This is a genomic window from Leucobacter sp. gxy201 (genome assembly GCF_051043335.1).
Taxonomy (GTDB): domain Bacteria; phylum Actinomycetota; class Actinomycetes; order Actinomycetales; family Microbacteriaceae; genus Leucobacter.
In genome coordinates, this window is record NZ_JAMXWS010000001.1 from 539,963 (window position 1) to 552,801 (window position 12,839).

A 12,839-nucleotide genomic window follows, 5' to 3' on the forward strand; every position below is an offset into this window, starting at 1 on the left:
GACACCAGTTCACCCCCGAGCACCGTACCTCCAATGCGCGAGGTGCGGTGCTCGGGCGATACGGATAGGTTGGTCCACATGACGCTCGAACTGCGAGGGATCACGAAGCGCTTCGGCTCCTTCACCGCGAACGACCGCATCGATCTCGAGGTGCGTCCCGGCGAGATCCATGCGCTCCTCGGCGAGAACGGCGCCGGCAAGTCGACGCTGATGAACGTGCTCTACGGCCTGTACCAGGCCGAGGAGGGCGAGATCGTCATCGACGGCGAGGTGCAGAGGTTCAAGGGGCCGGGCGATGCCATGGCGGCGGGCATCGGCATGGTGCACCAGCACTTTATGCTCGTGCCGGTGTTCAGCGTCGCCGAGAACGTCATGCTCGGGCACGAGGACACGAAGTTCGCGGGCGCCCTCGACCTCGCGAAGGCGCGCGCCCATGTCGAGAGCGTCGCCCAGCGCTTCGGGTTCCACGTCGACCCGAACGCGATCGTGCAAGACCTGCCGGTCGGGGTGCAGCAGCGCGTCGAGATCATCAAGGCGCTCTCGCGCGACGCCCGCATCCTGATCTTCGACGAGCCGACCGCGGTGCTCACGCCGCAGGAGACCGACGAACTCATGGCGATCATGCGCCAGCTGCGCGACGAGGGCACCGCGATCGTGTTCATCACGCACAAGCTGCGCGAAGTGCGCGAGGTCGCCGACCGCATCACCGTCATCAGGCACGGCAAGGTCGTCGCCGAGGCGAACCCCGATTCCAGCAACGCCGAGCTCGCCTCGCTCATGGTCGGCCGCGCGGTCGAGCTGACGGTGCAGAAGGAGCAGCCGAAGCTCGGCGAGGGCGGGCTCCTCGTCGAGGATCTCGTCATCGCCGACGAGCACGGCGTCGTCGCCGTCGACCGCGTCAGCTTCGCGGTGCGCCCGGGCGAGATCCTCGCCGTCGCGGGCGTGCAGGGCAACGGCCAGACCGAGCTCACCGAGGCGCTCGTCGGACTGCACGACGTCGACCTAGGCAGCATCACGCTCGACGGGCGCAGCGTGATCGGCCGATCGGTGAAGCAGATCATCGATTCGGGCGTCGGCTTCGTGCCCGAGGATCGCATCGAGGACGGGCTCGTCGGCACCTTCACGGTCGCCGAGAACATGATGCTCAACCGCACGGGCGACCCGGCCTTCGTGACGGCGGGCACGGTGCGCCGCGGCGCGCTGCGCGAGTTCGCCGAGTCGAAGATCGAGGAGTACGACATCCGCACCCAGGGCCCCGACGCGCTCGCGGGCCGCCTCTCGGGCGGCAACCAGCAGAAAGTCGTCATCGCGCGCGAGCTCAGCCGCGAACTGAAGCTGCTCGTCGCGTCGCAGCCGACGCGCGGCGTCGACGTCGGCTCGATCGAGTTCATCCACAAGCAGATCGTCGCGGCGCGCGACACGGGGGTGCCGGTGGTGCTCGTGTCGACCGAGCTCGACGAGGTGTCGGCCCTCGCCGACCGCATCGCGGTCATGTACAAGGGCGCCATCATCGGCATCGTGCCGGGCGACGCGTCGCGCGAGACGCTCGGCCTCATGATGGCCGGCGAGATGCCGGAAGGGGCAGCGGCATGACGAATCCCGACCTCGGAGCCGACGGCCTCGCCGTCGCCGCGCAGACCGGGGGTGCGCAGCCGGAGCTCACACCCGAGACCGGTGCGCAGTCGACCCCGGAGGCGCCGCGGCAGAACCGGGTACTGCAAGAGATCTTCACGAGCTCGATCACGACGACCGTGCTCGCGGTCGTGCTGTCGATGATCATCGGCGGCGTGCTCATGGCCTTCACCGACCCGCAGGTGCAGCAGGCCGCGGGCGACGTCATCAGCCGTCCCTTCGACTTCCTCGCGGCCGTCTGGCAGTCGGTGGCGGGCGGCTACGCGGCCCTCTTCCGCGGCGCCGTCTTCAATTACCAGGCGCCGGGCCTCATCCGCGCGATCAAGCCCCTCACCGACACCCTCAACTTCGCGACCCCGCTCATCGCCGCGGGCCTCGGCGTCGGCCTCGCGTTCCGCGTCGGCCTCTTCAACATCGGCGGTCGCGGCCAGATGCTCATGGGCATCATCGCCGCCGCGTTCGTCGGCATGACGGTGCAGGCGCCGCTCATCATCCATCTGCCGCTCACCATCGTCGCCGGTATGGTCGGCGGCGCGATCTGGGGCGGCATCGTCGGCTATCTGAAGGCGCGCACCGGGGCGCACGAGGTGATCCTCACGATCATGCTCAACTTCATCGCGTTCTACTTCATCTCGTGGCTGCTGTCGACGCCGGGTATGCTCATGCGACCGGGCGGCAACCAGCCGATCTCGGCCGAGACGCCGGTCACCGCGCAGTTCCCGCTGATCTTCCCGGCGCCGCTGTCGGTCAACTGGGGCTTCGTCGTCGCCGTGCTCGCGACCGCGTTCGTATGGTGGCTGATGGAGCGCTCGGCGCTCGGCTTCCGCATGCGCGCCGTCGGCGAGAACCCGCACGCGGCGCGCGCCGCGGGCATCAACGTCGGCCGCATCGTCTTCATCGCGATGGCGTTCGCCGGTGCGCTCGCGGGCCTTGCGGGCGTCAACCAGATATCGGGCACGATCACCTCGGGCTTCGCGAGCCACATCGATGCGGGCATCGGCTTCGACGCGATCACGGTCGCGCTGCTCGGCCGCAGCCGCGCCTGGGGCGTGCTCGCGGCCGGCCTGCTGTTCGGCGCGCTGAAGGCGGGCAGCTTCACGATGCAGATCTCTCAGGACATCCCGGTCGACATCGTGCTCGTCGTGCAGGCGCTCATCGTGCTCTTCATCGCGGCACCGCCGCTGGTGCGCGCGATCTTCGGGCTCGGGCGCTTCGACCGCGCGCAGGCGCTGCAGGCGAAGGGGGCATGAGCATGAGCGACATCACCGTGCAGCAGCGCGAGGCCGCGGGCGGGCCCCAGCAGGGGGCGTCGGCCGAGGCCGTCCGGCGCCGCAGCCTGAAGGGCCCCATCGCCTACGCCGTCGTCGCGCTCGTGGGCCTCGCGCTCGCGTTCCCCGGCGGTCGCAGCGGCGAGAGCACCTTCCGCCTCGCTGACCGCACCTCGTCGTGGAACCTCGCCGACGTCGTCGTGCCGACCTCCCCCGCCGTCACCGTGTGCGCGCTGCTGCTCGTCGTCATGACGGCCGCTGCATTCTGGTACGCGCTGCGATATCGGCCCGTGCCGCTGTGGCTGACCTCGGTCTTCGCGATCATCGGCATCTTCGAGTTCCTCACCTGGTCGGCGGCGGGCGGCATGGTGCCGGTCACGGGCCTGCTCTTCGGCGCGCTGTCGCTGTCGGTGCCGCTCATCTTCGGCGCCCTCGGCGGCGTCATCGGCGAGCGCGTCGGCGTCGTGAACGTCGCCATCGAGGCGCAGTTCCTCTTCGCCGCCTTCTCGAGCGCGCTGATCGCGTCGATGACGGGCAGCTACGTCGCAGGCCTCCTCGGCGCGATGGTCGCGGGCGCGCTCGTCGCGTCGGTGCTCGCCGTGTTCTCGATCAACTACTACGTCGACCAGGTCATCGTCGGCGTCGTGCTGAACGTGCTCATCACTGGCCTCACGAGCTTCCTGCACGGCGCGCTCATGCAGCCGAACGCGGCCGCGCTGAACAAGCCGCCGCGCTTCCCGCGCTGGGCGATTCCCGGCCTGAGCGAAGTGCCGGTCGTCGGGCCGGTGTTCTTCAACCAGACGCTCATTGTGTACCTCGCCTACATCATCGTGCCGCTCGTGACCTGGGCGCTGTACCGCAGCCGCTGGGGCCTGCGCCTGCGCGCGGTGGGCGAGCATCCGCAGGCCGCCGACACCGTCGGCATCAAGGTCAACCCCACCCGCTTCCTGAATCTGCTGCTCGCCGGCTCGATCGCGGGCATCGGCGGCGCCTACTTCACGCTCGGCGCGGTCGGCTCGTTCGACAAGGAGATGACGGGCGGCCTCGGCTTCATCGCCCTCGCGGCCGTGATCTTCGGCGGGTGGGATCCGTGGAAGGCGACGCTCGCGGCGCTGCTCTTCGGCTTCTCCACGAACCTGCAGACGCTGCTGAAGAATCTGGGCTCGCCGATCCCTGGCGAGTTCATGTCGATGCTGCCGTACGTCGTGACGGTGCTCGCCGTGGTCGGCTTCGCCGGGCGCGCGAGACCGCCCGCCGCGAACGGCAAGCCGTACATCAAGGGGTGACGATGATCGAGCAGAGCACCGCACCGGACGTCGACTGGGGGCTGCTGCGCGCGAGCGCGGTCGCGGCCCTCGACCACGCCTACGTGCCCTACTCGCGCTACCCGGTGGGTGCGGCGGCGCTCACCGACGACGGCCGAATCGTGTCGGGCTGCAACGTCGAGAACGCCTCGTACGGGCTCACGCTCTGCGCCGAGTGCGCGCTCGTGTCGGCGCTGCACATGACGGGCGGCGGCCGGCTCGTCGCGTTCGTCTGCGTGAACGGCGCCCGCGAGACCATCATGCCGTGCGGGCGCTGCCGGCAGCTGCTCTACGAGCACTCCGCCGACGGCATGCTGCTCGAGACCGTCGCCGGCGTGCAGACCATCGACGACGTGCTCCCGCACGCCTTCGGGCCCCGCGACCTCGAGCGCGCGGCCGCCACGCACGACCCCGAACCAGGAGCCTGACGACATGACTTCCGCCCCCGCACCCTTCGAACCGTTCGACGCCATCGATGTGATCCGCGCCAAGCGCGACGGGGGAGCGGTGCCCGAACCCGAGCTCCGGTGGATGGTCGACGCGTACACGCGCGGCTACGTCTCGGATGCGCAGATGGCGTCGTTCGCGATGGCCGTGTTCCAGCGCGGCATGGGGCGCGACGAGATCCGCGTGCTCACCGACGCGATGATCGCGTCGGGCGAGCGCATGAGCTTCGCCGCGCTGTCGAAGCCGACGGTCGACAAGCACTCCACCGGCGGCGTCGGCGACAAGATCACGCTGCCGCTCGCCCCGCTCGTCGCGGCGTTCGGCGTCGCCGTGCCGCAGCTGTCGGGCCGCGGGCTCGGGCACACGGGCGGCACGCTCGACAAGCTCGAGGCGATTCCCGGGTGGCGCGCGGCGCTGTCGAACGACGAGATGTTCGCGCAGCTCGACGGGCCGGTCGGCGCTGTGATCTGCGCGGCCGGTTCGGGGCTCGCGCCGGCCGACAAGAAGCTGTACGCGCTGCGCGACGTGACGGGCACGGTCGACTGCATCCCGCTGATCGCGTCGAGCATCATGTCGAAGAAGATCGCGGAGGGCACGGGCGCGCTCGTGCTCGACGTGAAGTTCGGCGACGGCGCGTTCATGCGCGAGTTCGAGCTGGCGCGGGAGCTTGCGCAGACGATGGTCGCCCTCGGCGAGGATTCGGGCGTGCGCACCACCGCGCTCCTGACCGACATGAACCAGCCGCTGGGGCTTGCGATCGGCAATGCGAACGAGGTGCGCGAGTCGGTCGAGGTGCTCGCCGGCGGCGGGCCCGCCGACGTGCGCGAGCTCACGGTCGCGCTCGCCCGCGAGATGCTCGCGCTCGTCGGGCAGCCCGGCGCCGACGTGGAGGCCGCGCTCGACGACGGCCGCGCGATGGACGCGTGGAAGCGCATGATCCGGGCGCAGGGCGGCGACCCCGATGCGGCGCTTCCGGTCGCGCCCGAGACGCACGTCGTGACAGCGCCCGCGGCAGGCGTGCTGCAGCGCCTCGACGCGCTCGCCTTCGGCATCTCGGCGTGGCGGCTCGGGGCGGGGCGCGCGCGGGCCGAGGACCCGGTGGTGCACGCGGCAGGGATCGACCTGCACGCGAAGCCGGGCGACACCGTGACGGCCGGGCAGCCGCTCTTCACGCTGTCGGCCGATGACGCGGCGCGCTTCGACCGGGCGCTCGAAGCGCTCGACGGCGCGTGGGGGGTAGGCGACGCCGCAGTGCCCGAGCGGGCGCTCGTGCGGGAGCGCATCACCGCCTGAATCGGGCCGGCGGCCGTTCAGGGCTTATAGTTGCTTCGGCCCTGAACCGACCTTGGAGTACCCGAATGGCGACAACCCTGCGCGAGCAGTTCTTCCGTGTGAAACCCGTACCGACCGGCGACGGCGGCGGCCAGCTGAAGCGCAGCATCGGGCTCTTCCAGCTCACCCTCATCGGCGTGGGCGGCACGATCGGCACGGGCATCTTCTTCATCCTCTCGGAGGCCGTGCCGATCGCGGGCCCCGCGGTGATCTGGTCGTTCGTGATCGCGGCGGTCGTCGCCGGCCTCTCGGTGCTCTGCTACGCCGAGCTCGCGAGCAGCGTGCCCGTGTCGGGCTCGTCGTACTCGTACGCCTACTCGACGCTCGGAGAACTGCCCGCCATGGGCGTCGCGGCCTGTCTGCTGCTCGAATACGGCGTCTCGACGGCGGCGGTCGCCGTCGGCTGGTCGCAGTACGTCAACCAGCTCGTCTTCAACGTGCTCGGCGTCGAACTGCCGCACGCGCTGCTCTACGCTCCCGAAGAGGGCGGCATCGTGAACCTGCCCGCCGTCATCCTCATCGGCCTCTGCTGCATGCTGCTCATCCGCGGCACCTCGCACTCGGTGCTCGTGAACACGATCATGGTCATCATCAAGGTCGCCGTGCTCCTCTTCTTCATCGCCGTCGGCATCACCGGGTGGAACGTCGACCACTTCGCGAACTTCGCGCCCTTCGGCTTCGCGGGCGTCATGACCGGCGCCGGCCTCATCTTCTTCTCGTTCATCGGTCTCGACGCCGTCGCCACGGCCGGCGAAGAGGCGAAGAACCCGCGCCGCAACCTGCCGATCGCGCTGCTCGCCGCCCTCGTCGTCGTCACCACCGTCTACGTCGCGGTCGCGCTGACGGCCCTCGGCGCGCAGAAGACCGACGACTTCGAAGGCCAGGCCGCCGGCCTCTCGGCGATCCTCGAGAACATCGTCGGCGCGAGCTGGCCCGGCACCGTCGTCGCGGCAGGCGCCGTCATCTCCATCTTCAGCATCACGCTCGTCGTGCTCTACGGCCAGACCCGCATCCTCTTCGCGATGTCGCGCGACGGCATGGCGCCGAAGATCTTCCAGAAGGTGAACCCGCGCACCATGACCCCGGTCGCGAACACCATCATCGTGTCGATCGTCGTCGCGATCCTCGCAGGAGTGCTGCCCATCAACTTCCTCGCCGAGATGACCTCGATCGGCACGCTCGCCGCCTTCCTCGTCGTCTCGATCGCGGTCATGGTGCTGCGCCGCCGCGAACCCGACCTCGAGCGCGGCTTCCGCGTACCGCTCTACCCGGTCGTGCCGATCCTCTCGATCATCGGCTGCCTCTGGATCATCAAGGACCTGCGCCTCGTCACCATCGTCGTGTTCGCGGTCTGGACCGTGATCGTGCTCGTCTGGTACTTCTTCACCGGCCGCAAGCACTCGGAACTCGGCAAGGAGATCGCGGCGGCCCGCGCCGCGGAGCTCGCAGGGGTCTCGGAGGCCGGACGATGAGCATCGTCGTCGGCGTCGCGCCCGGGCACATCTCCTCCGCCGCGATCGCGGCCGCGGTGCTCCTCGCCCGCACCGAGGAGCGCCGGCTCGTCGTCGCCGCTGTGAACGCGGCCGCCTGGCCGCCGAGCCACTCGATCGGGTACCCCGACCACGAGTTCCAGGCGTTCGTCGCGGGCGAGACGCAGGCGGCGCTCGACGCGGCGCGCGCGGCGATCCCTGCGGAACTCACCGTCGAGTACGTCGTGCACCGGGCCTCGAGCGCCCGCCGCGGCCTGCTCGAGGTGTGCGAGCGGCACGGGGCGACGCAGCTCGTCGTCGGTGCGAAGGGCGAGTCGCGCGATGGCGAGACCGAACTCGGCTCCGTCGTCACCGGGCTGCTGCAGAGCGCGAGCGTGCCCGTCGTGATCGTGCCGAACGGCTACGACGCCGCCGGTGCCTCGCGCCTGACCCGGGTCACCGCCGCCTACAGCGGCTCCGAGACCTCGGGAGAGCTCGTGCTCGGCGCCGCCGCGCTCGCCGCCGAGGCCGGGTGCGCGATGCGCATCGCGTCGTTCCACACGAGGCCCCGCGGCCTCGCCGAGTCGGGCGTCGGCTTCGATACCGAGAACGACGTGATCGCGGCGTGGGAGAACGTGATCCGCGAGCACACCCGCGAACTGCACGACGATATCGAGCGCTTCGCGACGCCCCCCACGGCCGTCGAGGTGGTCGTCGGCGCCGGACGCGACTGGCACGCCGCACTGCGCGCGGTGCCGTGGGATGCAGGGGAGGTGCTCGTCGTCGGATCGAGCAGCCTCGGCCTGCTCGCGCGCATCTCGCTCGGCTCGCACGCCGTCAAGATCGTGCGGCACTCGCCCGTGCCGGTCGTCATGGTGCCTCGGAGGGCGACGGGTGGCTACGCGGCGCGGGCGGGCGGCAAGCAGGGCTAGCGGTTCACGGCCCTGCCGCCGGGGCGCATCACCAGAGGTGGCCCTTGTGGCGCCACCAGAGGAAGCGTGGCCGCTGGCTCTTCTTGCCCCATTCCGGGTGTCTGACGAGGCCGGGGTCGGCGACGCCGCGCCACGGGTTGTCGGCGTCGACCATCGACTGCTTCCACTGCGTCGCGCCGTCGAGCACCGGCCGGTCGAGCGTCTTGCCCGGAGGCCATCCGGTGATCGTGCCGTGGCCGTTCGGCGCTTCGGTCGGCGTGCCGTAGTGCGGCTGCTCCCAGTGGTGCTGCACCGCTTCGTCGTACTTCCGGGTCGTCGTGACCTTCGCTGTGTGTCGCATCTCACACCTCCTCGATGAGGGCGTACTTCTACGGTACGCCTGTTCGGCGGGAGCGGTCGGGACTCACAGGAAGTGCGGGGCGCGCCCGGGGGCCGCGGCCTGATTTGTACTTCCGGTGAGGCGCGGGTAAAGTAATCTCCTGGTGCCGAGCTCTTCGGAGCGAGGATTTCCGCTATTGGGCTATGGTGTAATTGGCAACACTACGGTTTCTGGTACCGTCATTCTAGGTTCGAGTCCTGGTAGCCCAGCCACAGTGCGAGCCCCGATATTCCCCGGAAGATCGGGGCTTTTGCGTTGCCGCCGCTGTCTGCGCCGGTGCGGCACGAGGTGGAGCGGGCCGGCGCGGGGCGGCGCGGGCCGGCCCGCGGGCAGCGAGCGCCCGAGGGTGCTCGAGGGGCGAGAAATAGCCCATTTCTGCATGGATCGCCGCGAAATCTCGCCCCTCGAGGCGTGCGCGGGTGAGGCCCCGCCAGTGTGCAGTCGAATGACGAGCGTGCACCTGGAACACCGTGATCTCGCTGCACGCTCGTTCAGCGCCCGTACGCTCGCCGGCCTGCCGCCCAACGCGCCACGGCCCGTACGATAGACCCCATGACCGATGCGATGCCGCCGCTGCTCACCCTGGCCGATACCGCCGCGTGGCGGGCCTGGCTCGACGCGCACGAAGACGACTCCGACGGGGTCTGGCTGGTGCTCGCGAAGAAGGGCACCGTCGAACCGACGACCCTGAACTACGCCGAGGCGCTCGAAGAGGCGCTGTGCAGCGGGTGGATCGACGGGCAGAAGGGCCGCATCGACGACGCCACCTTCCGCCAGCGCTTCACCCCGCGCCGCCGCGCGTCGATGTGGTCGCAGCGCAACATCGGCATCGTCGCCGAGCTCATCGCCGCGGGCCGCATGCGCCCTCGCGGCCAGGCCGAGATCGATCGGGCGCAGGCCGACGGCAGGTGGGATCGCGCCTATGCCGGCGCCGCGAACGCCGAAACGCCCGACGATCTCGCGGCGGCGCTCGCCGCATCCGAGCGTGCGGCGGCGACCTACGCCTCGCTCAACGGCGCCAACCGCTACGCCGTGCTGCATCGGCTCATGACCGCGTCGAACGCGACGACCCGCGGCAACCGCCTCTCGCGGATCCTCACCATGCTCGAGAACGGCGAGACCCCGCACCCGCAGTGAAGCGGCGCCCGGGCGGACCGGGCGCACCGGGCGCACAGGGCGCCGGCGCCTCCTGGCGGGGCGTGCGCTATGACCTGGTCTCTGACGGCTCTGCCGGCCCACCCGGTCCGGCCGACACGGAGGGGTCGGGAATCTCTTCCGGCCGGTAGCGGGGGAGGCGCGATGCGGGCAGCGCGGCGATCGCGCTGAGGCCCGCGAGCACGAGGAACCCGAGCTTGAGGGTGCGCAGGCGCTGCTCCTCGTTGATCTGGACGGCCGCGTCGATCTGCGCATAGGTCGCGCTCGTCTCGGCGAATTTCGCGCGCAGCTCGTCGTTGCTGATGAAGTTCACCTCGTCGAGCTGCACCTCTTCCATGATCTCGGGCGGCAGCTCGTCGTGATCGGTCACGGCCTGCGTGAACCCGAGGCTGAGGGTCGTGACGAGCAGGGCGCCCATGACCGCGGTGCCGACGGCGCTGGCGAGGTTCTGGGTCGTGCCGCGGATCGAGCCGACGTCGCCGGCGAGCTCCTTCGGGGCGGCCGTGACGAGCACGTTGAACACGAGGGTGACGAGCGCGCCCTGCCCGATGCCGAACACGATCAGACCGAGGATCGTGGGCAGCGTCTCCCAGTTGTTCGTCACGACGAAGGCGAGCCAGACGAGGGCCGCGGTCGTGAGGGCGAACGAGAACAGGGCGATCGTGCGCGGGCTGTACCGGTGGTAGAAGCGCACGATGAGCGTCGCGGTGATGAACACGGTGAGGTTGAACGGCATCATCGCGAGCGACGTGTCGAGGGGAGTGCGCCCCTGCACGACCTGGATGTAGGTCGGCACCGTGAAGTTCACGGAGGCTTCCATCGCGACGATGATGAACATGGCGTAGATCGCCGCGCGCTCGGTGGGCTCCTTGAGCACGCCGAGGTCGACGAGCGGCACCTTGCCGAGGCGCATGCGCCTGCGCGTCCAGCTGAAGAACAGCTGCCCGAACACCACGCCGAGCACCACGAACACGGGCGCGGGCGACAGCCCGAGCACCGAGAACGGGGCGCCGGGTTCTGCGAGCAGGATGCCCCAGCCGTTGAGATTGTTGAAGCCGAGGGTGAGCAGCACGATCGCCGCGCCGATGAGCACGGAGGCGACGAGGTCGATGCGGATGTTCGGGTTGCCGCGGTCGCCGCGCAGCTTGAAGCTCAGCACGAGCACGATCGCGGCGAGCCCGAGCGTGACGAAGAACACCGGGCGCCAGCCGACGAGCGTGCCGAGCGTGCCGCCGATGAGGAAGGCGCTGATGCCCGAGAATGCGCGCGCGGAGCCGAGGGAGCCGACGGCCGTGGCCTGCTGGGCGCCGCGGTAGTTCTCGGCGATGAGCGCGACGAGCGCGGGCACGATGATCGCGGCCGAGGCGCCGGCGAGGATCTGGCCGCCGATCGCCCAGGTGATGCTGCGCGAGAAGATCATCATGAGCGAGGAGATCGCGAACACGGCGACGACGATGCGGAAGATGAGCACCCAGCCGACGCGCTGCCCGAGCTTCGCGCCGGTCATCACGAGGGCGGCGACCGCGAGGCCGTAGACCACGATGGTCGTGCTCGCCGTGGTCGGGGGCACCTCGAAGTCTTCGACCATTCCGCCGAGCGAGATGGGCAGCGCTGCGACGTTGAACGACATGAGCACCTGGGCGAGGAACAGGCCGACCATCGGCGCCCAGGAACGGCGCTCCTCGGGCATCGGGTCGACGGGGGCCGGTGCGGTCATCGGGACGCTCCTTCGCGGTCGGGGGACTGGAAGGGATCGGGGCCGGGGTTCGGCTCGATGTCTGCCCGCGGCGCGGAGGCGAAGAGGTTGAGGCCGAGGGAGCGGGAGAGGTAGGCGCAGGCGCGCTGCCCGCGCACGCTGTTGCCCGCGGAGTCGAGCGGAGGCGAGAACGCGCCGACGGCGCCCTTGCCGGGCGAGATCGCGACGATGCCGCCCGAGACCCCGGACTTCGCGGGGAGGCCGATCTCGTACAGCCATTCGCCCGAGCGCTCGTACATGCCGCACGAGGCGAGCAGGGCGAGGGTGTCGCGGCTCGTCTCGGCCGAGACGACGCGTTCGCGGGTGAGGGGGTTGATGCCGCCGCAGGCGAGAGTCGCGCCCATCACCGCGAGGTCGCGCGCCGTCACCGCCAGCGAGCACTGGCGGGTGTAGAGGTCGACGGCCTCGTCGGGGCCGATGGCGAGACGGTCGTAGCTCTGCAGCAGGCGGGCGAGCGCGTGGTTGCGGTAGTTGGTGAAACTCTCCGACCGGTACACCTCTCCGTCGAGCAGAAGCGGTCGCCCGGCGAAGCGGCTCAGACCGCTCCGGATCGCGTCCCACCGTGCGTCGGAGTCCTTGCCGGGCATGAGGGCGGTCGTGGCGATCGCACCGGCGTTCACCATCGAGTTCATGGGGCTGCCGCCGTTGAGTTCGATCGCGACGACGGAGTTGAAGGCGAGCCCGGTGTTGTTCACGCCGATGACGTCGTGCACGGCCTCGTGGCCGAGCGCATCGCAGACGAGCGCGAACACGAATGCTTTCGATATCGACTGGATCGAGAACGCGATGCCGGTATCGCCCGCGTTATGGCTCGCGCCGTCGGCGGCGAAGAGCGAGAGCCCGAACCAGTCGGCATCGGCCCGGGCGAGGATCGGGATGTAGTCCGCGACCGCCCCGTCGCTCGCGTTCGCTCCGGCGTATCGCTCATGGGCCTCGGCGACGAGTTCGCCGACCCGGTCCTGTTGCGGCAGCGCACCCGTCGAGCTGTGCTGGGCGATATGGGCGACGTCTGCTTCGAACATGCTCTCATCTTCTCTCGGAAGGGCCCGCTCGGCTAGGCCCCGGGGGATCCGGGGCGACGACGGGCACCTCGACGCACCAGGTCTTGATAGGGGACGCATGGCAGTTGCACAGACATCGTCTAGTGCCGCATCCTCGGCGCACC

At 70.2% G+C, this 12,839-nt stretch carries 11 protein-coding genes and 1 tRNA gene; 9 read left to right on the forward strand and 3 right to left on the reverse strand.

From position 1 onward, the window contains the following. Positions 1-78 precede the first annotated feature (78 nt). The 7 genes from NHL51_RS02430 (at position 79) to NHL51_RS02460 (ending at position 8,384) form a co-directional block, all read left to right on the forward strand. A complete protein-coding gene (locus NHL51_RS02430; RefSeq protein WP_434141561.1) occupies positions 79-1,593 on the forward strand; it encodes an ABC transporter ATP-binding protein in 1,515 nt (504 codons plus the stop codon). Continuing rightward, complete coding sequence (locus tag NHL51_RS02435) at positions 1,590-2,882, forward strand: ABC transporter permease (protein WP_434141562.1); 1,293 nt, start codon at positions 1,590-1,592, stop codon at positions 2,880-2,882. Before NHL51_RS02430 ends, NHL51_RS02435 begins: the two co-directional genes overlap by 4 nt. A 2-nt stretch (positions 2,883-2,884) precedes the next feature. Next, on the forward strand, positions 2,885-4,186 hold the full coding sequence (locus tag NHL51_RS02440) for an ABC transporter permease (protein ID WP_434141563.1): 1,302 nt from the start codon (positions 2,885-2,887) through the stop codon (positions 4,184-4,186). 2 nt (positions 4,187-4,188) lie between these two features. Further along, positions 4,189-4,632 (forward strand): cytidine deaminase, encoded by a 444-nt coding sequence (locus NHL51_RS02445; RefSeq protein WP_434141564.1) that lies wholly within the window; start codon positions 4,189-4,191, stop codon positions 4,630-4,632. A 4-nt stretch (positions 4,633-4,636) separates the two neighbouring features. After that, positions 4,637-5,944 (forward strand): thymidine phosphorylase, encoded by a 1,308-nt coding sequence (locus tag NHL51_RS02450; protein WP_434141565.1) that lies wholly within the window; start codon positions 4,637-4,639, stop codon positions 5,942-5,944. Positions 5,945-6,009: 65 nt separating this feature from the next. Next, positions 6,010-7,455, forward strand: coding sequence for an amino acid permease (locus NHL51_RS02455; RefSeq protein ID WP_434141566.1), 1,446 nt, complete (start codon positions 6,010-6,012; stop codon positions 7,453-7,455). Beyond that, positions 7,452-8,384, forward strand: a complete 933-nt coding sequence (locus NHL51_RS02460) for a universal stress protein (protein WP_434141567.1) — start codon at positions 7,452-7,454, stop codon at positions 8,382-8,384. Before NHL51_RS02455 ends, NHL51_RS02460 begins: the two co-directional genes overlap by 4 nt. Before the next feature lie 28 nt (positions 8,385-8,412). Here NHL51_RS02460 and NHL51_RS02465 read toward each other — a convergent pair whose 3' ends face one another. Beyond that, entirely contained in the window at positions 8,413-8,724 is a 312-nt protein-coding gene (locus NHL51_RS02465) for a hypothetical protein (protein WP_434141568.1), read from the reverse strand. Positions 8,725-8,900: 176 nt separating this feature from the next. Between NHL51_RS02465 and NHL51_RS02470 the strand changes: the two genes are divergently transcribed. Both NHL51_RS02470 and NHL51_RS02475 read left to right on the forward strand, forming a co-directional pair. Continuing rightward, a tRNA-Gln gene (locus NHL51_RS02470) sits at positions 8,901-8,975 on the forward strand. Between the two features lie 340 nt (positions 8,976-9,315). Then, complete coding sequence (locus tag NHL51_RS02475; RefSeq protein WP_434141569.1) at positions 9,316-9,900, forward strand: YdeI/OmpD-associated family protein; 585 nt, start codon at positions 9,316-9,318, stop codon at positions 9,898-9,900. Positions 9,901-9,967: 67 nt separating this feature from the next. Here NHL51_RS02475 and NHL51_RS02480 read toward each other — a convergent pair whose 3' ends face one another. Together NHL51_RS02480 and glsA are read right to left on the reverse strand one after the other, a co-directional pair. Further along, entirely contained in the window at positions 9,968-11,635 is a 1,668-nt protein-coding gene (locus tag NHL51_RS02480; RefSeq protein ID WP_434141570.1) for an MFS transporter, read from the reverse strand. Further along, on the reverse strand, positions 11,632-12,696 hold the full coding sequence (gene glsA, locus NHL51_RS02485) for a glutaminase A (RefSeq protein ID WP_434141571.1): 1,065 nt from the start codon (positions 12,694-12,696) through the stop codon (positions 11,632-11,634). The genes NHL51_RS02480 and glsA overlap by 4 nt, the downstream gene beginning before the upstream one ends. Between the last annotated feature and the right edge of the window lie 143 nt (positions 12,697-12,839).

Bases quoted from the DNA above. Each gene is read 5' to 3' on its own strand.
- glsA (WP_434141571.1), bottom strand. From the start codon at position 12,696: ATGTTCGAAGCAGACGTCGCCCATATCGCCCAGCACAGCTCGACGGGT.
- NHL51_RS02430 (WP_434141561.1), top strand. From the start codon at position 79: ATGACGCTCGAACTGCGAGGGATCACGAAGCGCTTCGGCTCCTTCACC.
- NHL51_RS02460 (WP_434141567.1), top strand. From the start codon at position 7,452: ATGAGCATCGTCGTCGGCGTCGCGCCCGGGCACATCTCCTCCGCCGCG.
- NHL51_RS02445 (WP_434141564.1), top strand. From the start codon at position 4,189: ATGATCGAGCAGAGCACCGCACCGGACGTCGACTGGGGGCTGCTGCGC.
- NHL51_RS02465 (WP_434141568.1), bottom strand. From the start codon at position 8,724: ATGCGACACACAGCGAAGGTCACGACGACCCGGAAGTACGACGAAGCG.
- NHL51_RS02475 (WP_434141569.1), top strand. From the start codon at position 9,316: ATGACCGATGCGATGCCGCCGCTGCTCACCCTGGCCGATACCGCCGCG.
- NHL51_RS02450 (WP_434141565.1), top strand. From the start codon at position 4,637: ATGACTTCCGCCCCCGCACCCTTCGAACCGTTCGACGCCATCGATGTG.
- NHL51_RS02435 (WP_434141562.1), top strand. From the start codon at position 1,590: ATGACGAATCCCGACCTCGGAGCCGACGGCCTCGCCGTCGCCGCGCAG.
- NHL51_RS02440 (WP_434141563.1), top strand. From the start codon at position 2,885: ATGAGCGACATCACCGTGCAGCAGCGCGAGGCCGCGGGCGGGCCCCAG.
- NHL51_RS02455 (WP_434141566.1), top strand. From the start codon at position 6,010: ATGGCGACAACCCTGCGCGAGCAGTTCTTCCGTGTGAAACCCGTACCG.
- NHL51_RS02480 (WP_434141570.1), bottom strand. From the start codon at position 11,635: ATGACCGCACCGGCCCCCGTCGACCCGATGCCCGAGGAGCGCCGTTCC.